The organism is Methylobacterium sp. NPDC097929 (assembly GCF_049543375.1).
GTDB lineage: Bacteria > Pseudomonadota > Alphaproteobacteria > Rhizobiales > Beijerinckiaceae > Methylobacterium.
This window is the reverse complement of the sequence record NZ_JBMVEP010000001.1, coordinates 895,505-915,238: the sequence shown is the minus strand read 5'-3', so window position 1 is coordinate 915,238 and position 19,734 is coordinate 895,505. Positions and strand designations below refer to the sequence as shown.

General features: G+C 70.9%; 19 protein-coding genes. 13 read left to right on the top strand and 6 right to left on the bottom strand.

Going from position 1 to position 19,734, the window contains the following annotated elements:
* Positions 1–39: 39 nt before the first annotated feature.
* A complete protein-coding gene (gene fdhD, locus ACPCJR_RS04415; protein WP_391510506.1) occupies positions 40–873 on the bottom strand; it encodes a formate dehydrogenase accessory sulfurtransferase FdhD in 834 nt (277 codons plus the stop codon).
* 303 nt (positions 874–1,176) lie between these two features.
* On the opposite strand from fdhD, the gene coxB reads away from it, so the two are divergent.
* From coxB to ACPCJR_RS04355, 12 genes are all read left to right on the top strand, one after another.
* The gene (coxB, locus tag ACPCJR_RS04410) at positions 1,177–2,016 is read left to right on the top strand and encodes a cytochrome c oxidase subunit II (protein ID WP_391510507.1); all 840 of its coding nucleotides are present in this window, start codon (positions 1,177–1,179) and stop codon (positions 2,014–2,016) included.
* 83 nt (positions 2,017–2,099) lie between these two features.
* Positions 2,100–3,728, top strand: a complete 1,629-nt coding sequence (gene ctaD / locus ACPCJR_RS04405) for a cytochrome c oxidase subunit I (protein ID WP_391510508.1) — start codon at positions 2,100–2,102, stop codon at positions 3,726–3,728.
* 156 nt (positions 3,729–3,884) lie between these two features.
* A complete protein-coding gene (locus ACPCJR_RS04400; protein ID WP_391510509.1) occupies positions 3,885–4,838 on the top strand; it encodes a heme o synthase in 954 nt (317 codons plus the stop codon).
* 8 nt (positions 4,839–4,846) lie between these two features.
* Positions 4,847–5,011 (top strand): hypothetical protein, encoded by a 165-nt coding sequence (locus ACPCJR_RS04395; RefSeq protein ID WP_391510510.1) that lies wholly within the window; start codon positions 4,847–4,849, stop codon positions 5,009–5,011.
* Positions 5,012–5,023: 12 nt separating this feature from the next.
* Positions 5,024–5,632 carry a cytochrome c oxidase assembly protein gene (locus tag ACPCJR_RS04390; RefSeq protein ID WP_391510511.1) on the top strand — a complete coding sequence of 203 codons (609 nt, stop codon included), beginning with the start codon at positions 5,024–5,026 and terminating at the stop codon, positions 5,630–5,632.
* 144 nt (positions 5,633–5,776) lie between these two features.
* Positions 5,777–6,634, top strand: a complete 858-nt coding sequence (locus ACPCJR_RS04385) for a cytochrome c oxidase subunit 3 (RefSeq protein ID WP_391510512.1) — start codon at positions 5,777–5,779, stop codon at positions 6,632–6,634.
* Positions 6,635–6,765: 131 nt separating this feature from the next.
* Positions 6,766–7,143 carry a DUF983 domain-containing protein gene (locus ACPCJR_RS04380; RefSeq protein WP_391510513.1) on the top strand — a complete coding sequence of 126 codons (378 nt, stop codon included), beginning with the start codon at positions 6,766–6,768 and terminating at the stop codon, positions 7,141–7,143.
* The gene (locus ACPCJR_RS04375; RefSeq protein ID WP_391510514.1) at positions 7,143–7,907 is read left to right on the top strand and encodes an SURF1 family protein; all 765 of its coding nucleotides are present in this window, start codon (positions 7,143–7,145) and stop codon (positions 7,905–7,907) included. The genes ACPCJR_RS04380 and ACPCJR_RS04375 overlap by 1 nt, the downstream gene beginning before the upstream one ends.
* 84 nt (positions 7,908–7,991) lie before the next feature.
* Positions 7,992–8,405, top strand: coding sequence for a DUF4864 domain-containing protein (locus ACPCJR_RS04370; RefSeq protein ID WP_391510515.1), 414 nt, complete (start codon positions 7,992–7,994; stop codon positions 8,403–8,405).
* An 85-nt stretch (positions 8,406–8,490) separates the two neighbouring features.
* On the top strand, positions 8,491–9,903 hold the full coding sequence (thrC, locus tag ACPCJR_RS04365; protein WP_391510516.1) for a threonine synthase: 1,413 nt from the start codon (positions 8,491–8,493) through the stop codon (positions 9,901–9,903).
* A 6-nt stretch (positions 9,904–9,909) separates the two neighbouring features.
* Positions 9,910–11,205 carry a M16 family metallopeptidase gene (locus tag ACPCJR_RS04360; protein ID WP_391510517.1) on the top strand — a complete coding sequence of 432 codons (1,296 nt, stop codon included), beginning with the start codon at positions 9,910–9,912 and terminating at the stop codon, positions 11,203–11,205.
* Positions 11,206–11,288: 83 nt separating this feature from the next.
* Positions 11,289–11,435 carry a hypothetical protein gene (locus tag ACPCJR_RS04355; protein WP_181425395.1) on the top strand — a complete coding sequence of 49 codons (147 nt, stop codon included), beginning with the start codon at positions 11,289–11,291 and terminating at the stop codon, positions 11,433–11,435.
* A 10-nt stretch (positions 11,436–11,445) separates the two neighbouring features.
* Here the strand turns inward: ACPCJR_RS04355 and ACPCJR_RS04350 are convergent, their stop codons facing one another.
* The 3 genes from ACPCJR_RS04350 to ACPCJR_RS04340 are packed head-to-tail and all read right to left on the bottom strand — an operon-like array spanning position 11,446 to position 14,115.
* The gene (locus ACPCJR_RS04350) at positions 11,446–12,759 is read right to left on the bottom strand and encodes a Gfo/Idh/MocA family protein (RefSeq protein ID WP_391510518.1); all 1,314 of its coding nucleotides are present in this window, start codon (positions 12,757–12,759) and stop codon (positions 11,446–11,448) included.
* A 40-nt stretch (positions 12,760–12,799) separates the two neighbouring features.
* Positions 12,800–13,600, bottom strand: a complete 801-nt coding sequence (locus tag ACPCJR_RS04345; protein WP_391510519.1) for a phosphatase PAP2 family protein — start codon at positions 13,598–13,600, stop codon at positions 12,800–12,802.
* Positions 13,597–14,115, bottom strand: a complete 519-nt coding sequence (locus ACPCJR_RS04340) for a 2'-5' RNA ligase family protein (protein ID WP_391510520.1) — start codon at positions 14,113–14,115, stop codon at positions 13,597–13,599. The genes ACPCJR_RS04345 and ACPCJR_RS04340 overlap by 4 nt, the downstream gene beginning before the upstream one ends.
* Before the next feature lie 130 nt (positions 14,116–14,245).
* On the opposite strand from ACPCJR_RS04340, the gene ACPCJR_RS04335 reads away from it, so the two are divergent.
* The gene (locus ACPCJR_RS04335) at positions 14,246–15,187 is read left to right on the top strand and encodes an alginate O-acetyltransferase AlgX-related protein (RefSeq protein WP_391510521.1); all 942 of its coding nucleotides are present in this window, start codon (positions 14,246–14,248) and stop codon (positions 15,185–15,187) included.
* Positions 15,188–15,343: 156 nt separating this feature from the next.
* On the opposite strand, the gene ACPCJR_RS04330 is transcribed toward ACPCJR_RS04335, so the two are convergent.
* Together ACPCJR_RS04330 and ACPCJR_RS04325 are read right to left on the bottom strand one after the other, a co-directional pair.
* A complete protein-coding gene (locus tag ACPCJR_RS04330) occupies positions 15,344–15,673 on the bottom strand; it encodes a hypothetical protein (RefSeq protein WP_391510522.1) in 330 nt (109 codons plus the stop codon).
* A gap of 340 nt (positions 15,674–16,013) precedes the next feature.
* On the bottom strand, positions 16,014–19,391 hold the full coding sequence (locus tag ACPCJR_RS04325; protein WP_391510523.1) for an SEL1-like repeat protein: 3,378 nt from the start codon (positions 19,389–19,391) through the stop codon (positions 16,014–16,016).
* Positions 19,392–19,734: the final 343 nt, after the last annotated feature.

Below are 19,734 nucleotides of genomic sequence, written 5' to 3'. Positions count from 1 at the left end.
CGCCCGCCCCTTGGCCTGCTTTTCTGCTCGCCCCTCCGCTCACCCCTCGCCCGCCAGCAGCAGCCGCTCGCGCCCGGAAAAGACCGTGAGCGTGTCCGCGCGGGCGATGGCGCAGAGCGTGAGGTCGTGGCAGCGCGCCCGCTCGATGGCGAGCGAGGTCGGGGCGGAGATCGCCACCAGCACCGAGGCGCCGAGGGTGGCGGCCTTCTCCGCCATCTCGAAGGAGCAGCGGCTGGTGATGACGAGGAAGCCTTCGTCCGGCCGCACGCCCTCCCGCAGCAGCGCGCCGATGCATTTGTCGAGCGCGTTGTGGCGGCCGACATCCTCGCGCACGGCCGTCAGCGTCCCGTCGAGCCGCGCCCAGGCGGCCGCGTGCACCGCGCGGGTCTCGCGGTTGAGCACCTGACGATCGGACAGGGCGGTCAGCGCCGCCTGGATCGCCGACAGCCTGACCTGCGGGCCCTTTCGCGGTGCGTCGCCCGCGCGGGTCTTGGCCGTCGGCAATGCGGCGAGGTCGTCGATGCCGCAGACCCCGCAGCCCGTGCGTCCGCTGATCGCGCGCTTGCGGGCGAGATGCTCGCGCAGCCGTCCCGGGGCGAGATCGACCAGCAGCCGCAGGCCGCCCTCGCCGGGCTCGACCGAGACGCCGCGGATCTCGTCGGGCGTCTCGATCACCCCCTCGGTCAGGCTGAAGCCGTAGGCGAAATCCTCGAGATCCGCGGGCGTGGTCATCATCACCGCGTAGGGCACGCTGCCGTAGACGACGTTGACCGGCATCTCGACGGCCAGCCCACGGGAATCGGGCCGCGCCTCGCTCGCCTCGTAGGCGACGACAAGGGTGCCGACCCGGACCGAGGTGGCGGGTTCGCTCATGCCGGGCTCGTCCTCAGGTCTACGCTCCGGTCCCGCCATCCACATCTCCCGACGGCGCCCGGCCCGTGGGAAGGCTCGGCCGCATAACGCCTATGCCGCGTCCAAGCGACGCTTGGCGGCGCTGTTGCGGTTGCGGTTTTACGATCAGTATGGTTCTACGTCGCGACCGCCCATCCGGCAGCGACACGGTCAAGCCGGGGCCGGCAAGGCCCGCGCGAAGGTCGGGCAGCCCAGGATTTGCGCCGCAAGTCGGCGAATTCAAGGGCAAACAAACCATAGGCACCAGGGGAGCCAAGCGGGGACATGCGGACGACGCAGGCGCAACATCGGTCATCGTGGGGGATCGCCGCGCTCGGCGCTCTCTTCGGCTCGTCCTCTTCCGCTCTCGCGGCCGGCATCGGTCAGCCCGAGCCGTGGCAGATGAGCCGCCAGGTCCCGGTCACGGCCGAGGCCGCCGACCTTCTCAGCTTCGAGCACGGGCTGCACTGGCTGGCGTTCGCCATCTCGGTCTTCGTTCTCGGCCTGATCCTCTACTGCATCTTCAAGTTCAGCGAGAAGGCGAACCCCACGCCGTCGCGCACCACGCACAACACGATGATCGAGGTGGCCTGGACCATCATCCCGGTCCTGATCCTCGTGGCGGTGGCGATCCCCTCGTTCCGTACCCTGCGCACCCAGCTGTCGGACCCGAAGGCCGACGTCATGGTCAAGGTGACGGGTCACGCCTGGTACTGGTCCTACGACTACCCGGCCGAGGGCGATAAGGGCGGCTTCACCTTCGACGCCAACGTCGACGAGGAGCAGCAGCCCAAGCTGCTCGCCACCGACAACGACATGGTCGTGCCGGTCGGCAAGGTCGTGAAGGTGCAGGTCACCTCCGCCGACGTGATCCATTCCTGGGCGATCCCGTCCTTCGGCGGCAAGATCGACGCCATCCCCGGCCGCCTGAACCAGTGGTGGTTCAAGGCCGACCGCGAGGGCGTCTATTACGGCCAGTGCTCGGAGCTGTGCGGCGCCCGTCACGCCTACATGCCCATCACCGTGCGCGTGGTCAGCGAGCAGGCCTATGCCGAGTGGCTGACCGAGGCCAAGACCAAGTACGCCGCCATCGACAACGGCGCGCGCCTCGCGGACGCCCGCTGAGATCTCATCGGGCCGGGGCATCGTCGTCCCGGCCGGTCCTTCATTCGCCAGAGGCGACAGACATCTGATTAAGGCAAGGATCGATGGCCACCGCCACAGCACATGCCGGGCATGACGCCCACCACGACCACAAACCCTCCTTCTTCGCCCGTTGGTTCCTCTCGACGAACCACAAGGACATCGGCTCGCTCTACCTGATCTTCGCCTTCATGGCGGGCATCGTCGGCGCGTTCCTCTCCTTCGGCATCCGCATGGAGATGGAGGAGCCCGGGCTCCAGTACTTCTCCAACCCGGCGACCTACAACGTCTTCGTTACCGGCCACGGCCTCATCATGGTGTTCTTCATGGTGATGCCCGCCCTCATCGGCGGCTTCGGCAACTGGTTCGTCCCGCTGATGATCGGCGCGCCGGACATGGCCTTCCCGCGGATGAACAACATCTCGTTCTGGCTGACGGTCTCGGGCTTCTGCTGCCTCGTCTGCTCGCTGTTCGTCGAGGGCTCCCCCGGCGCCAACGGCGCGGGCACGGGCTGGACGGTCTATCCGCCGCTCTCCTCCGCCGCCGGCCATCCCGGCCCCGCGGTCGACTTCGCCATCTTTGCGCTGCACCTCGCCGGTGCCGGCTCGATCCTCGGCGCGATCAACTTCATCACCACCATCCTCAACATGCGCGCCCCCGGCATGACGCTGCACAAGATGCCGCTCTTCGCCTGGGCCGAGCTCGTCACCGCCTTCCTGCTGCTGCTGTCGCTCCCGGTTCTGGCCGGCGCGATCACGATGCTGCTCACCGACCGTAACTTCGGCACCACCTTCTTCGATCCGGCCGGCGGCGGCGACCCGATCCTGTACCAGCACCTGTTCTGGTTCTTCGGTCACCCCGAGGTGTACGTGATGATCCTGCCGGCCTTCGGCATCGTCTCGCACATCATCGCCACCTTCTCGCGCAAGCCCGTCTTCGGCTACCTCGCCATGGCCTACGCCATGGTCGCCATTGGCGTCGTCGGCTTCGTCGTGTGGGCGCACCACATGTACACCGTCGGCCTGTCGCTCCAGACGCAGTCCTACTTCGTCTTCGCGACCATGGTGATCGCGGTGCCGACCGGCGTGAAAATCTTCTCCTGGATCGCGACGATGTGGGGCGGCTCGATCCGCTTCACCGCGGCGATGCACTGGGCGGTGGGCTTCATCTTCCTGTTCACGGTCGGCGGCGTCACCGGCGTCGTGCTCGCGAACTCCTCGGTCGATAAGTACCTGCACGACACCTACTACGTCGTGGCGCACTTCCACTACGTGCTCTCGCTGGGCGCCGTGTTCATCATCTTCGCCGGTGTCTACTACTGGTTCCCGAAGATGACCGGCCACGTCATCCCGGAATGGGCGGGCAAGCTGCACTTCTGGCTGGCCTTCATCGGTGCGAACGTCCTGTTCTTCCCGATGCACTTCCTGGGGCTCGCCGGCATGCCGCGCCGCTACGCCGACTACCCGGAGGCGTTTGCCGGCTGGCACAAGGTCGCGACCATGGGCGGTCACGTCTTCGCGCTGAGCATGGTCGTGTTCATGATCGGCATCGTGCTGGCCTTCCGCTCCAAGACCCGCGCTGCGGACAATCCGTGGGGCGAGGGTGCCACCACCCTGGAATGGACCCTCTCCTCGCCCCCGCCCTTCCACCAGTTCGAGACGCTTCCCAAGATCGTCGACGAGCCGGCCCACTAAGGCGGGACCGAAAACAAGGATCGCGAGGACCGCCGAGGCGGTCCTCGCTCTTTCCCGGAGGCCTCGCCGCAGCGGCGGGGCCTCCCGCAAAGGGCGGCGCCCCGAGAGACGGCGCGATCTTTCAAAAGCCAGCACACGCAGTCAGATCAGGTCACCATGACGAGCCTGTCGAACAGCCTCAGCGCCGAGTCCGGCACCGCGCCGTTCGCCCCCACGGTGGGCGGCGAAGTCTCGGACTTCTTCGCGCTCCTGAAGCCGCGGGTGATGGTGCTCGTCATCTTCACCGCGCTCGTCGGCATGGTGGTCTCGAACGCCACCGTGAACCCGGTGATCGCCGCGATCTCGCTCCTGATGATCGCCGTCGGCGCGGGCGCCTCGGGCTGCCTCAACATGTGGTGGGACGCCGACATCGACGCGCTGATGACCCGCACCGCCAAGCGGCCGATCCCCGATGGGCGCATCCGCCCCGACGAGGCGCTGGCCTTCGGCATCGTCCTGTCGGTCGGCTCGGTGCTGATCCTCGGGCTGGCCTCGAACTGGCTGGCGGCCGGGCTCCTCGCCTTCACGATCGTCTTCTACGCCGTGATCTACTCGATGTGGCTGAAGCGGGCGACCGCGCAGAACATCGTCATCGGCGGCGCGGCGGGCGCCCTGCCCCCGGTGGTGGGGCAGGCCGCCGTGACCGGCCATGTCGGCATCGAGTCGCTGGTGCTATTCGCGATCATCTTCATCTGGACGCCGCCGCATTTCTGGGCGCTGGCCCTGGTCAAGAGCGGCGAGTACGCCCGCGCCGGCATCCCGATGATGCCCAACGTCGCCGGCCCCGCCTCCACCCGTCGCCAGATCGTCGCCTACACCCTGCTGCTCGCCCCCCTCGGCCTCGTACCGGTGGCGCTCGGCTTCGGCGGCTGGCTCTACGCCGTCGTCGGCGTCGTCGGCGGGCTCGGCATGCTGGCGGGTGCGGTGCAGGTCTACCGGCTGCGCGAGGGCGAGTCCGAGCGCAAGGCGGCCATGGGCCTGTTCGCCTTCTCGATCCTCTACCTGTTCCTGCTCTTCGCCGCCCTGCTCGCCGAGCAGGGGCTCGGCCTGTTCCGCGCTGTCCTGGCGTGAGGCCCCCGATGTCCGATCTCCCGGAAGGGGTGCGCCCGCTGACGCCGGAGGAGGCCAAGGCCCGTCGCAAGCGCTCGATCGCCATCGCCCTCACGCTGGGAGCGCTGGTGCTGCTGTTCTTCGTGCTGACGATCGCCAAGCTCGGGCCGCAGGTCCTGCAGCGACCGCTCTGAAGGCGTGAACCGATGACGGATCCGGCTGAGAGACAGAGGCAGGCCGCGCGCGGTGCGCGCTGGACGGTGCTCGCCTGTGCGGGCGTCGTGCTCGGCATGGGCGGCCTCGCGCTCGCCTCGGCGCCCCTCTACGACATGTTCTGCAAGGCGACCGGCTACGGCGGCACGCCCCAGATCGGCGCCGCGCCGGGCGCTTCCACCGGCGAGGCGCTCGCCCCGGTCACGGTCCGCTTCGACACCAACGTCGCGAAGGGCCTGTCCTGGCGCTTCAAGCCCGAGCAGTCCCGCGTCGAGGCGGTGCCGGGCCAGACCGCGACGGTGTTCTTCAAGGTCACCAATACCGGCCCGGCGCCCGCGACCGGCATCGCCGTGTTCAACGTGCAGCCGGACCTGATGGGCAGCTACTTCGTCAAGGTACAGTGCTTCTGCTTCGACGAGCACACGCTGCAGCCGGGCGAGTCGGCCGAGTTTCCTCTGGTGTTCTACGTCGATCCGCGCCTGCGCCAGGATCCGGACATCGGCAGCCTCTCGGAGATGACGCTGTCCTACACCTACTACCCCTCGAAGAACGGCTCGCCGGTGGCCGAGGTCGCCAAGCCTCGCGCCGCGAGCAATTTTTGAGGGTTGCAGCGGCGGGGCCAAGCGTGACAACGGCTTGGCCGCCGCAGTAGAGGTTTCGAACCGGGGCGCGGCCTGAGCCGAGCCCCCAAGGCAACAGGGCCCGGCCGTCAGGCGACGGGCAAGGGCTGAGGGAGAACAGTTGCGATGGCCGGGGCGCACGCCAAGAACCACGACTACCACATCATCAACCCGAGCCCGTGGCCGCTGCTCGGCGCGTTCTCCGGGTTCCTGATGGCCTTCGGCGCCGTCTTCTGGATGAAGGGTCTCTCCGCGGGCGGCCTCGCCATCGGCCCCTACGTGTTCGGCGCCGGCACGCTCGGCGTGCTCTACACGATGCTGGCCTGGTGGCGGGACGTCACCCACGAGGCCAATTCCGGCGACCACACCCGCGTCGTCCAGCTCCACCACCGCTACGGCATGATCATGTTCATCGCCTCCGAGGTGATGTTCTTCGTGGCGTGGTTCTGGGCCTATTTCGAGGCCGCGCTCTACACCGCCGACCCGATCCAGGCGACCCGCCTCGAATTCACCGGCGGCGTCTGGCCGCCCAAGGGCATCGAGGCGTTCGACCCCTGGCACCTGCCGCTCCTGAACACGCTGATCCTGCTCACCTCGGGCACCACCGTGACCTGGGCCCACCACGCCCTGCTGCACGGCGACCGCAAGGGCCTGAAGTACGGCCTCTGGCTCACCATCATCCTCGGCGTGCTGTTCACCGCCTGCCAGGCCTACGAGTACGCCCACGCCCATTTCGGCTTCTCGGGCTCGATCTACTCGGCGACCTTCTTCATGGCGACGGGCTTCCACGGCGCCCACGTCATCATCGGCACGATCTTCCTCGCGGTCTGCCTGCTGCGCACCTACCAGGGCGATTTCACCCCGAAGCAGCACCTCGGCTTCGAATTCGCCGCCTGGTACTGGCACTTCGTCGACGTGGTGTGGCTGTTCCTGTTCGCTGCCATCTACGTCTGGGGCGCGGGCACCGGCGGCGCGGCCCACTGAGGCCGAGGGCCGACCGCATCCGCCGCCCCACGCGGGCGGCAACCTTGGAAGGGCGGCGCGAGCCGCCCTTTTTCACGTGCAGGGCCTCGCCGGGTTTCCCATACCGGCGGGAGCGAACGAGCGAGCCACCCGTGACCCGAGCGACGCCGACCAGCCCGCCCCCCTCCCCGCTCCCGACCGGCCTGCGCGGGCACTGCCCCGCCTGCGGCGAGGGCCGTCTGTTCCAGGGGTTTCTGGCCGTTGCACCGGCCTGCGAGGCCTGCGGTCAGGACTTTTCCGCCTTCGACTCGGCGGACGGGCCCGCCTTCTTCGTGATGTCGATCACCGGCTTCGTCGTGGTCGGCGCCGCGCTCTGGCTGGAATTCCGCTACGAGCCGCCGGTCTGGGTCCACGCGGTGGTGGCCGGCACGCTGGCGATCGGCCTGAGCCTGCTGCTGGTGCGCCCGCTGAAGGGTCTGCTGGCCGCGATCCAGTTCGCCAACAAGGCCGAGCAGGGGCGCTTCCGCTGATGGACACCCGCCCGGAGCGCACGACCCGCCTGCGCAGCCTGGTGGCGCCGAGCCTCGCCGCGCTCGTCTGCCTCGCGATCCTGCTCGGCCTCGGCTTCTGGCAGCTCGCGCGCAAGGGCGAGAAGGAGGCGCTGATCGCCCGCATCGTCGAGCGCTCGCATGTCGAGCCGCCGGCCGCCCCTCCTCCCTTCGACGCCTGGGATGCGCGGGCCGACGAGTTCGGCCGGGTGCGGGTGACGGGCACCTTCCTGCACGATCGGGAGACGCTGGTGCACGGGCTGGCGCCGGGCGAGCCCGGTCGGGCGCTCCAGGGCTTCTACGTCCTGACCCCGCTCCGTCGCGACGACGGGACGACGATCCTGATCAATCGCGGCTTCGTCCCGACCGAACTGAAGGACCCGAAGAACCGCGCCGCGGGTCAGGTCGCTGGGCAGGCCACGGTCACCGGTATGCTGCGGGCGAGCGAGACCCGCGGCCTGTTCGTGCCGGAATCCGATCCGAAGCGCGACGCGTGGTTCACCCGCGACGTCCCGGGAATCGCGGCGGCGCGGGGGCTCACCGAGGTCGCCCCCTACCTGATCGAGGCGGACGCCACCCCGAACCCCGGCGGCTGGCCCCGCGGCGGCCAGCTCCGGGTCGATCTGCCCAACAACCACTTGCAATACGCCTTCACGTGGTTCGGCATCGCCGCCTGCCTGATCGGCGTGTTTTCCGTTTTCGCGTGGCGGCGGTTCCACGATCCGGCGGAGCCGAAAGCCGGCTGAGGACGTTGAACCGCTTGGTGCCCTGACAGTGGCATCGCGCGTGGGGAAAAGCCTCCCGCGGCCGGACCCGCGGAGTGCCCCGAGATGCGCACCGTTGCCAGCCTCGTGCTCCTGATCCTGATGGGGGCTTCGGCCCGGGCCGACGACGCGGCCCGCACCGCCGCCCGCGCCACCATCGAGCGGCAGATCGATGCCTTCCGCCGCAACGACTCGGCCGCGGCCTATGCCGAGGCGGCGCCGCAGGTCAGGAGCCTGTTCCCGTCGGCCGAGACCTTCATCGCCATGGTGGAGAAGGGCTACGCCCCGGTGCTCCGCCCGCGCAGCTACCGCTTCGAGACGGCGCGAGAGACCGCCGAGGACGAGATCGCCCAAGGCCTGAGCCTTCAGGACGAGGCCGGTCTCGACTGGGTCGCGCTCTACACGCTCCAGCGTCAGGTCGACGGCCAGTGGCGCATCACGGGGTGTCACCTGAAGAAGGCGCCGGGCGAGAAGGTTTGATCCCGTTGATGTGAGAAACCGGTCCGGCTCCGCTTCGACACGGCCGAATCGATCGTGTAGAGGGAGCGCCTTCCCGGAGGCATCCTTGCTGCACGTCTCGACCCGCGGCGCCGCCGCGCCCTTGAGCTTTTCCGATGCGCTGCTCGCCGGCCTCGCCCGCGACGGCGGGCTCTACGTGCCCGAGAGCTGGCCGCAGATCGGCCGCGAAGAGATCGCGGGCTTTGCCGGCCTGCGCTACGCCGAGGTGGCCAAGCGCGTGCTGCGCCCGCTGATCGACGGCGAGATCCCGGACGACGCCCTCGATGCCATGATCGAGACCGCCTACGCGAGCTTCCGCCATCCGGCGATCTGCCCGCTCACCCAGATCGACGACAACCTGTTCCTGATGGAGCTGTTTCACGGGCCGACGCTCGCGTTCAAGGACGTGGCGATGCAGCTGCTCGGGCGGCTGATGGATCACGTGCTGCGGGCGAAGGGCACGCGGGCCACCATCGTCGGCGCCACCTCGGGCGATACGGGCAGTGCGGCGGTCGAGGCCTTCAAGGGGCTCGATCAGGTCGACGTGTTCATCCTGTTCCCGCACGGCCGGGTCTCGGAGGTGCAGCGGCGGCAGATGACGACCGTGAACGCGCCCAACGTCCACGCGCTGGCGATCGACGGCAATTTCGACGATTGCCAGAACATCGTGAAGGCGATGTTCCAGCACGGCGATTTCGCCGACCGGGTGAAGCTCTCGGGGGTCAACTCGATCAACTGGGCGCGCGTCGCCGCGCAGACCGTCTACTACTTCACGAGCGCGGTGGCGCTGGGCGCCCCGCATCGAAAGGTGTCCTTCGCGGTGCCGACCGGCAATTTCGGCGACATCCTCGCCGGCTGGGTCGCCAAGCGGATGGGCTTGGGCGTCGAGCGGCTGATGATCGGCACCAACGCCAACGACATCCTGGCGCGTACCCTGGAGCACGGCGCCTACGAGCCGCGCGGCGTGCAGCCGACCACCTCGCCCTCGATGGACATCCAGATTTCTTCGAATTTCGAGCGGCTTCTGTTCGAGGCTCTGGACCGCGACGCCTCGGCGCTCGGGCGCCTGATGGCGGGCCTGAAGCAGTCCGGCGGCTTCACTCTGAGCCCCGAGGTGCTCGCCAGCGTGCGCGAGGAGTTCGACGCGGCCGCCGTGCGCGAGCCGGACGTGGTGGACGAGATCGCCGGCACCTACCGCAGGACCGGCATGGTGCTCGACCCGCACAGCGCCATCGGCGTGCGCGCCGGCCGCAAGCTTCTGGAGAAGGACCCGGCGACGCCGGTGGTGGCGCTCGCCACCGCCCACCCGGCCAAATTCCCGGACGCGGTCTCGCAGGCGACCGGCGGCGGGCGTCCGGTGCTGCCGCCCCACCTCGCCGACCTGATGACCCGGCCCGAGACCGTGGCGAACCTCGCCAACGACCAGGGCGCGATCGAGCGCTACATCACGGAGCATGCCCGCATCACCCGGGGCGACTGAGACCGAATGAACCAGCATTTCTCGACCTTCGGCGCCTCGCCGGGCCTCAGCGTCACCCGGCTCGACAACGGCCTCACCGTGGCCACCGAGACCATTCCCGGCGTCGCCACCGCGACGCTCGGCGTCTGGGTCGGCGCGGGCTCGCGGCACGAGCGGCCGGACGAGCACGGCTTGAGCCACCTCATCGAGCACATGGCGTTCAAGGGCACGGCGACGCGCTCCGCGCGGAAAATCGCCGAGGACATCGAGAATGTCGGCGGCGAGATCAACGCGGCCACCAGCACCGAGAGCACGAGCTACACCGCCCGGGTGCTCGGCGAGGATGCGGGTGTCGCCCTCGACGTGCTCGGCGACATCCTCACCCGCTCGATCTTCGAAGAGGGCGAACTCGCCCGCGAGAAGGGCGTGATCCTCCAGGAATACGCCGCCGTCGAGGATACCCCCGACGACGTGGTCTACGACGCCTTCATCGAGACGGCCTTCCCCGATCAACCGATCGGCCGGCCGATCCTGGGCCGGCCCGAGACGATCCAGAGCTTCGACCGGGCGGCGATCGAGGCCTACATCGCCCGCGAATACGTGCCCGAGCGCATGGTGGTCGCCGCCGCCGGCGCGGTGGAGCACGCCGCCATCGTCGAGGCGGCGCAGCGCCATTTCGGGGATCTGAAGCCGGTCGAGGCGCCCCCTGTCGTGGCCGGCGTCTACGGCGGCGGCGAGCGGCGCATGCAGAAGCGCCTGGAACAGGCCAACCTCGTGCTCGGCCTGCCCGGCCTCTCCTTCCGGGACGAGGGCTACTACGCCCTGCACCTGTTCAGCCAAGTGCTCGGCGGCGGGCTGACCTCGCGACTCTGGCACGAGGTGCGCGAGACCCGCGGGCTCGCCTACGACATCCAGGCCTTCCACTGGCCGTTTGCCGATTGCGGCCTGTTCGGGATCGGCGCCGGCACCTCGGGCGCCGATCTGGCGCAACTCGTCGAGGTCACCATTGCCACGACCCGGGAGGCCGCCGAGCGGCTCGACGCGGCGGAACTCGCCCGGGCCAAGGCGCAGCTCAAGGTCTCCCTGCTCTCGGCCCTGGAGACGCCCGGCGGGCGTATCGAGCGCAACGCCCGCCAGCTCCTCGCCTGGGGCCGGGTGATCCCGCCCCAGGAACTCATCGCCAAGGTCGACGCGGTCGAGGTCGAGCACGTGCGCGCGGCCGGTCGCACCCTGCTGCAGGGTGCTCCGACCCTGGCGGCGATCGGCCCGGTCAAGGGCCTGCCGCCGCTCGCCCGCATCGGCGCGGCACTTCAGGCCGCGTGACGCCGCCCTAGTTCACGGCGCAAAACCTCCCGGCATTCGACGCGGATGCCGGACGCCCAACCCCGTCGAGCCCGCCGCCAGCCATGAATCCTGTCGCCGTCGCGACCATGCTCGGGATCGCCCTCGGCTTCTTCGGCCTGCTCGCCTACGCGCTGACGGCGGGCGAGTCCTGGCTGCTCGCCGTGCTCGCCATCGTCGCCATCGGCGTGTTCGTGCGCTGGGGGGAGTGAGGGCGCTCCTTCACTTGCCCTCCTCGAGCGCGGGACCGCGTGTGGCGTCGAGCCCGTCGGGCCGGTTCGCCAGCGGACCCACCTTCACCGGATTGCCGCTGCGCGCCGCCTCGTAGATCGCCTGCATCAGGATCAAGTCCTGCAAGCCCTCCTCTCCGGGGGTGCGGGGCGTGCGGTCCTTCAGGACGCACTCGGCCATGTGGTCGAGTTCGAGCGCGAACTGGTTCTTGGGGGTCAGCACCGGTTCGTCGCGCTGCACGTGGCCGCCCTCGCGGTGGGAGATGGCGAGGCGCTGGCCGCGATAGGCGAAGGCGTTCTGCAGATCGAACGAGCCGCCGGTGGTGTGAACCCGCAGGGAGCGGCTCTCGTGGACGCCGTAGCTCGTGCCGCACTGCGCGATCACGCCCGAGGGAAAGCGCAGGGTGAAGGCGACGCTCTCCTCGACCTCCTTGAAGCGGGGATCGCCCTCCGGCGTGGCGATCTGCGCCTGGATCGACACCGGCTCCTCGCCGAGCAGCGCCCGCACCCCGTTCAGGCAGTAGATGCCGATGTCGGGCAGCGCGCCGCCGCCCGCCAGCGTCTTGCGCAGGCGCCACTGTTCGGGAAGCGCCGTGGTCTGGCCGTTGAAGGCCTCGATCATCTTCACCCGCCCGAACTCGCCGGAGCGGGCGAGCCGCACGACCTCTCGGTTGAAGGGCTCGTACTGGCAGCGATAGGCGATCATCAGCTTGACGTTGGCCTGCGCGCAGGCCGCGATCATCTCGCGCGCCTCGTCGGGCGTGTTCGCCATCGGCTTCTCGCACAGCACGTGCTTGCCGGCGGACGCCGCCGCCAGCACGTTGTCGCGATGCAGCCCGTTGGGGGTGACGATGTAGACGGCCTTCACCGCCGGGTTGGCCTTGAGCCGGTCCCACTGGTCGTAGCCGTAGACCGCCTCCGCCGGGACGCCGTACTGCGCGGCCGTCAGCTTCGCCTTTTCGGGCGAGCCCGACATCAGCGCCACGACCCGCGCCTTCTTCGCCTCGCCGAAGGCGGGCAGGATCTCCTCCAGGCTCAGGCGCCCGAGCCCGACGATGGCGAAACCGACCCGCTCGGAGGGCGGCATCGGCGCGGGCGGCGGCGGGGGCGGCGCGTCGCCGGCATCGCGCCAGTTCGGGAAGACGACCCGCTCGCCCTGGATCGCGCCGGTATCGGCCGGCACGGACGGAGCCGGCGGGCCGGAGGCGGCCCGCGCCGCTCCGCCGAGGCCCAGGGCTGCGCCGGTCAGCCCGGCCCCTCCCGCCGCGAGCAGGATGCGCCGGGAGAATCGAATGTCGTCGCTCATGATCAGCCTTTGGCCCCACCCGAGATGAGGCCGGAACGCGTCAGCCCGCCGGACGGGTTCCTTTGTGCTGGCCCGGGCCGGTCGAGGCGGGGGTCGGATCGGGGTCCTCGACCTCGCCCCGGCGCTGGAGCTGCAGGGCGACGAACCAGCACAGCGCCGCCCAGGCGGCGCCGACGCACCAGCCGGCCACCACGTCGCTCGGCCAGTGCACGCCGAGATAGACCCGGCTGATCCCGACCAGGACGGTCATGCTGATGCCGAGCGCGAGCAGCAGCGCCTTGACGCTGCGCCGCCGTTCGACCCGGGCGAGCAGGGTGGCCAGCGTGAGGTAGGCGATGGCCGACATCATCGCGTGGCCCGAGGGAAAGCTCGCCGTGAACACCTCCATGCCGTGGGGCACGAGGTCGGGGCGGGGGCGGTGGTAGAACAGCTTCAGCACGGTCGAGACCGCCTCCCCGCCCCCGACGGCGGCGAGCACGAAGACCGCCACGCGCTGGCGGCCGGCCAGGGCGAGGTAGATCACCGCCGCCGCCGTGAGGAAGACGATGGTCACCACGCTGCCCCAGCCGGTGATGTCGCGCATCGCCTCCTCCAGCCAGGCGGGGCCGAGGGGATCGGACAGGTCGGCGGGGTTGCGCAGGCCCAGCAGGATCTTGCGGTCGAGCGCGGCGGTGGAGCCCTCGCCGACCTCGCGGGCCAGGGCGAAGAAGCCGTAGCCGAGCGTGCTGACGGCGAGCAGCGAGACCAGCGGGCCGACCTCGTTGAGGTGGAGCCGCAGCCAGAACGCCGACGAGCCGCGCCAGAGGGCGCCGCCGGAGCGGGTGAGACCGTTGAGATTCATGCCGTGCCTCCGAAGGCGATGGTGGCCACGTGCTCCCAGGGCCCGCCGAGATAGCGCCACAGCAGAACCCCCGGCGCCCGGAAATGTGCGGGCGCAAAGTCTTGGGCGAGCGCGGCGTGGAGCGCGCGGGCGGTCTCCGGCGCCACCTTGTTCTGCACCGTGACGTGCGGACGCCAGCCCTGCCGGTCCTGCGGGGTGAGGTCATCGCGGAACGCTGCCGCCACGCGGGCGCGGAAGGCTGACAGCGCCTCCGAGTCGAGGGCGTAGGCGACGCCCCGGCCCGTGAAGCGCACGCCCGTCACCGCAACCTCCGGTGGCGCCTGCGTCCGGGCCAGCGCCGTGATGGTCTCGGTGGCCCCGGCCACGTCCCCGCCGGGCAGGTGGTGGAACAGCGTCGCGTGGGCGGGGATGCGGTTCAGCGCCGCCGGGAAGTGCCGCCGCCGCAGCTCCTCGAAGCGGGAAGAGGTCGCCTCGTCCATCTGCAGGGTCAGGATCAACGGATCGGGTTCGGGCAACGCGCAGGAGCTTTCGCGATCGGGGCCGGCAGGGTTCGGGAAAGATGGCGCGGCGGGGCCGCGCTTCCAGACGCTCGGCTGTGGCGCGCCCGCGCTGTTCAGCGAAGGGCGGCGCGTCTAGGACGGAGCCATGCGCAGGAACCGAGAGATCATCCACCGGGGGCGCGACGGGTGGTTGTTCCTGATCGGGGGCACCAACGGCGTGCTCGGCCAGTACCGGCGCTCGCTCGCGGGCTGGTGGCACCTGCGCCGCTGGGCCCGGCTGATCGAGGCCCGCGCGGCCCGGGCCCGGGGCCTCGGCATCCGCTACGTCCACGCGATCGTGCCGGAGAAGCTCTCGGTCTACGACGACCGCACCCTCGACCTCGGCTACGATCCTCGGCTCTCGCCGGCCCGGCGGCTGGCCCGCCGGCTCGACCGGATGAGCGGCTTCGTGGATCTCGTCGCGCCGCTCCGCGCCGCCCGCGACGGCGCCGAGCCGCTCTATCGCCGCACCGACTCGCACTGGACCTATGACGGCTGCCTGATCGGCTACCGCGCCCTGCTGCGGGCCTGCGGCGCGGTGCCGCCGCCCGACATCGCCGAGCGCCCGCGCTTCGAGACGGAGGGGGTGTGGGATCTCGGCGACAAGCTGCCGGAGCCGGTGCGGGAGACGGTGGTGAACTGGGCCGTGCAGCGCGACGCCGCCCGCTCCTACGCGAGCCCGCTGGTCGAATCCTACGAGGCGGCGGGCCGGGCGGGCGACCTGCATGTCGGCGCCCACGTCGTCTACCGGAACCCCTCCCCCTACGCCGATCCGCGCACCCTGGTGCTGTTCGGCGATTCCTACGCGCATTTCGCGCCAATCATGCTGACCGGCCTGCTCGCGGAATCCTTTCGCGAGATGCACTTCGTCTGGTCGTCCAGCCTGGACTGGGCCTATGTCGAGCGGGTCCGCCCCGATATCCTGATGTTCGAGATGGCCGAGCGCTTCCTCGTCCGGCTGCCCGGCGACGATTTCGACATCGCCGCCTACGAGAAGCCCGAGATGACCAAACCCGCGCGCCAAGCGGAGATGGCGCCGCTGGTGTGAGGCGATACGGCACCCGCTCCGTGGGGCGCCGTATCACGCCTGCCGATCGAGGCTTTTGAGCCTTCTCCCGGACAGGAGATCCGGGAGGAGGCGCTCCGCGTGCGTCCCCGCATCGTCATCGGGCGGACGCCAGCCGGGGCCTTCCGGAACGACGCTCTATCGGGAGCAGACCCGCTGGCGGGCCGGGCCGCCGCCGCCGGCCTGATAGCTCTTCGCGTGGCCGATCGAGCCCGTCATGTCCTGGGTCGGATTGCCGCCGCCCCGCTTCACCACGATGTCGCAGTAGCGCGAGGAGCCGGAGGCGGCGAACGGAAACGCCCCGAGGCCGCCGTTGTCGATGCGGGTCGGCGGCGCCGGCAACTGGCCCTGCGCCGGCAGCGCCGTCCAGCTTCCCTTCTTCGCACGGGTCGGCTGAGCGGCGACGGGGGTCGCCGCGACCGCGAACGCGAACAGAAAAACCGATGCCAGTGATGCAGTGCGCAGCATGTTGTGCTCCTCTCGTAATCATTGTCGCCCAATGATGAGGCATCAGCACAAGTAACACGCAATTGAGTGATGAAAAGTGCGTTTAAACACAGAATTGTGATATAATTTAATCCAGGAAAATAATTTTTATATTCCGGGATTATACTGCGGAGTTGAGCGTATACAGTATTGATGGAGCGCGCTCGCCGACGGCTGCCCGGGGCGGCGTGGAGAGGCCGGCGGGTCCCTGTGCCGCCGCGAACGGTGGCTGACGCAGCGCGCAATACGAAACCGGCCGCGCTCCCACAGGGGCGCGGCCGGTTTCGTGTCCTTCGAGGCTGGCGGGTGGGCGGAAGCCGGCCTACGCCCCCGCGCGCTTCGGGATCGAGGACAGGTTCGGCAGCCCCGGCGAGGGCGCGCCCATCAGCGACATCGGGGCCGGGCCCGCATCCTTGGCGGCGGGCACCTCGTTGGCGGCGGGATCGACGCTCTTCGCCTTGAAGGAAGCGGTGACCGCCTTGGCCTCCGTGAGATCCTTGGGCGAGAGCTTGGTCGCCACCTCGTCCCGCTTGCGGCCCGCCTCCTCGTCCCCCTGCGCGGCGGCGGCCGCGAACCACAGATACGACTGGACCAGGTCCTGGCCGACGCCGAGGCCGCGGGCGTAGAGAACCGCGAGGTTGTACTGGCTGTCGCGCACGCCGTGCTCGGCCGCCCGGCGGAACGCGCCCGCGGCGGCGGCGAAATCCGGCTTGCCGTTGGCCGCCGGGTTCTCGGCATGCAGCACGGCGAGATTGTGCATCGCGCGGACGTTGCCCTGGTCGGCGGCGCGTCCGTACCAGAGCCGGGCCTGGGCGATGTCGCGCACCACGCCGTTGCCCTTCTCGTAGGCATTGCCGGTCTTGACCTGGGCCGGCGCGAAGCCGGCGGCCGCGAGGCGCTCGTAGAGCTTGGCGGCGAGTCCGAGGTCGCGGGGCACGCCGCGTCCCTCCGCCTCGCGGCTCGCCAGATCCCAGATCGCGGCGGCGTCGCCCGAGAGCGCGTCCTGCTTGAGCTTGGACAGGGCGGGCGGCAAACCGGCGAGGTCCGGGGAGAGCGAAGCCATGCCGCCGACCTGCGGCAGCGCGCGCTTGCCCGCCTCGGGCGCCTTGTCCGCCGCCTTGGCGGCGATGGATTGCGTCGTCGTGGGGTCCTGCGGCGTCTGCGGAGCCGCCTGCGGTGCGGCCGGCGCCGAGGCAGAGGCTTGGGTCTGGGTCTGGGCGGGCGCCGTCTCCGGCTTGCTCTCCGCCGTCCGGCTCACCGGTGCTTCGGCGGCGGGCGCGGCCTCGGCGGGTCGGGCGTCCGTCGCGGCGACATCGCCCGCCGTGTCCGACGTGCCGGCGAGGAAGGCTTGGTAGGCGCCGAGCGCCAGCACCACGGCGGCGAGGCCGAGCAGAAGCGTGCGGCGGCGGCTCTCGAACATGCCGCGCACCCGCGAGAGCGGCCCCGACTCGCCGGGGGCGACGGGAGACGCGCTCGAACCGCCCGTCATGCGCCCGGCCGAGCCCATCTTGTCGCGCAGGCGCGCCGTCAGCGGCGGCTCGGCCGCCTCGGCCTGGGCCGCCTGTGCCGCGCGGCGGGCAGCGGCGATGAAGCTCGTCTTGATGTCGGCCCCGCCGGGGGCGGGGTTCGCCTCCCCCGCGGCCGGCCGGCCGCTGCCGGGCCGACCGGCACCGGGCTCCAGCAATTCCTCGGGGGCGCGGGCCGCCTCCGACAGAACCAGCGGTTCCGCCGGCATGGGCGGACGCGGCCGTCCGAGTGCCGGGGCTCCCGCCCGGGCCGGCGCCTGCGGGGCGGCGGGACGCTCGTGCGCGATGCGCTCGCCGGCAGCGCGCTCCTGCGGCGCGGGCGCCTGGGACGGCACGCCGACGGCCAGCGCCGCGGCGGAGGTCATGGTGCGGTCGAGTTGCTCGCTGAGGCGTGCCAGCACGCCCTGCACGCCCTCCAAAGTGGCATGCAGGCGCTGATCCGCGTTCTTCTGGTTCGCGCGCAGGTCGGCGAGGTCGGCCCGCAGCAGGCCGAACTCACCGCTCGCCGCCTTGAGCGGCGCGGCGGCGCCGGCCGCGGCCTCGCGGGCGGCGCGTTCGATGGCGGCATCCAGGTGCGCCCCGTCGCGCAGGGCCGAGACCTGCGCGAGCAGGTCGCCCATGGAGCGCTCCAGGCGGACCAGAGCGGGATCGCTGCCGCGCGGCGCATCAAGCCGGTCGGCCAGGGCGAGGACGTGCCGTTCCAGGGCGTCGAGCCCGCCGCCGCCGGCGCTGACGCGATCCACCTTCGCGGCCAGGCTTTCGAGCCGTCCGACCAACTCGCCGACCGGCTTGGTCTCGGCCCGGTCGATCCGCTCGGCCAGCGCCTCGAAGCGGTCGAGCAGCGCGCGGGTCTCGTCGGGCGCCTTCAGCTCGCCGCGGATCTCCTCCAAGAGCGGACGCAGCGCGGCCACGCCCGCCTCCTCGCCCCGCTGAAGCTCGGCGATCTGGGCGCCGATGGCCTGGACGCCCTGGGCGAGGCCCAGGATCCGCTCCGGCGCCGCCAGCGCCCCCACGAGCTGGCGGATCTCGTCGAGTTCGCGGAAGGCCCGTTCGAGGGCGCCCTGGTCGGCGGGGCCGGAGGGGGCCGCGGCGAGCACGCTCTCGACCTTGGCGGCGAGGCGCTCCACGTCGCCCACGATGCGGGCATGGACGTTGTCGGTGACATCCGCCGCGAGCCGGTCCACCTGGACCCGCATCAGCTCGACGGGGGCGGCGATGGAGGCGATCTCCCCGGGATCGCGCGCCCGCTGCAGGTCGCTGGCGACGGCCCGCATGGTCTGTTCCAGCTCGCCCACGTCGCGGCTGGTGGCGAGGCCGCTCAGCGACTCGCGCAGACGGCCGGTCTCGCGCTGCAACTCGGCGATGGCCGGGGACGGCTCGTCCCGGCCCTGCTCGCGGATGCTCGCCAGAAGGTCGTCGTGTCGATCGTCCTGCGGATCGTTCTCCGGCCGGTCGTGATCCCCTTCGTCCCGAATCGCGGCGGGCTCGCTCACGGGCGCCTCCACCGGCGGAGCGACCGCGCCGGCGGCATTCCACCCGGCGATGCCCTCCTCCAGCTCGCGCTGGCGGCGGCGCACCTCGGCCACCGCCTCGCGCACCTCGCTGGCGATCGGCCGCCCGCGCCGGCCCAGCGGCCGGGGTGCGCCGAGCTGCCCGGCAATCTCGCCGACCTTGCGCTCGATATCGGCGAAGCGCTCGGTCATCACCTCCGTGATGTCCTCGGCGGCGGCCGGCTTCAGCGTGGCGGAGAGCCGGGCCTCGATCTCGCCGATCATCCGCGCGGCCTCGGCCTTGGAGGCCTCGCGCTCCGCGCTGATCGTCCGGTCGAGGGCATCCAGGCGCCGCATCATCGCGTCGAGGGAGACTTCGAGCGGCGTGCCGCGCGTCACCACCGCCTTCTCGCGCGGCGGCGCGCCGTCGCGGCGCCTCGTCCGGGGCGGCTCCTGCGCCGGGGAGGACTCGGAGGCTGCGGCCTCGGCCGTCTCGCGGGGGGCGGCTTGTCCCGTCTGCGGCGCGACATCGGTGCGTCGGCGGCGCGGCGCCGGCTTGTCGGGCCGGGCGACCGACTCGATCCAGGATTCCAGCGGGACCCCCGCTCGCCGGGCGACCTCGCGGGCAGCCGCGAGCACCTCCGGGTCGAAGCTGTCGAGGCTGATCGGGGCGGTCTGTTTCATCTCGCGGAGATCCGAAGTCGGCGGCTTCCGGCGTCCGCCCGGCCGCCCGACCCCGCGCGGCGGAGCGTGGGGCGGCGGAGCGCGGATCGGACGAAACGACCTTTTCCAATCTTGGTAAATGCCCCGTTAAGAATGCCGGCCACGGCGCCGTTTCGCGCTGACACGGCCCCGAAGCGTCACGAATGTCTCGCATTTCGCGCCGTCCCGCTCCTGCGGACGAGGCCGGACCGCCGACGATTGTCGCGGGTTGGAAGCGGATGCGCCTTGCGGCGCGAGGGTGAGATGGTTTACATATGAACTATCTTGGATCGGAGCCGTCGAAACAGATCGGCCGGTCCTGAAA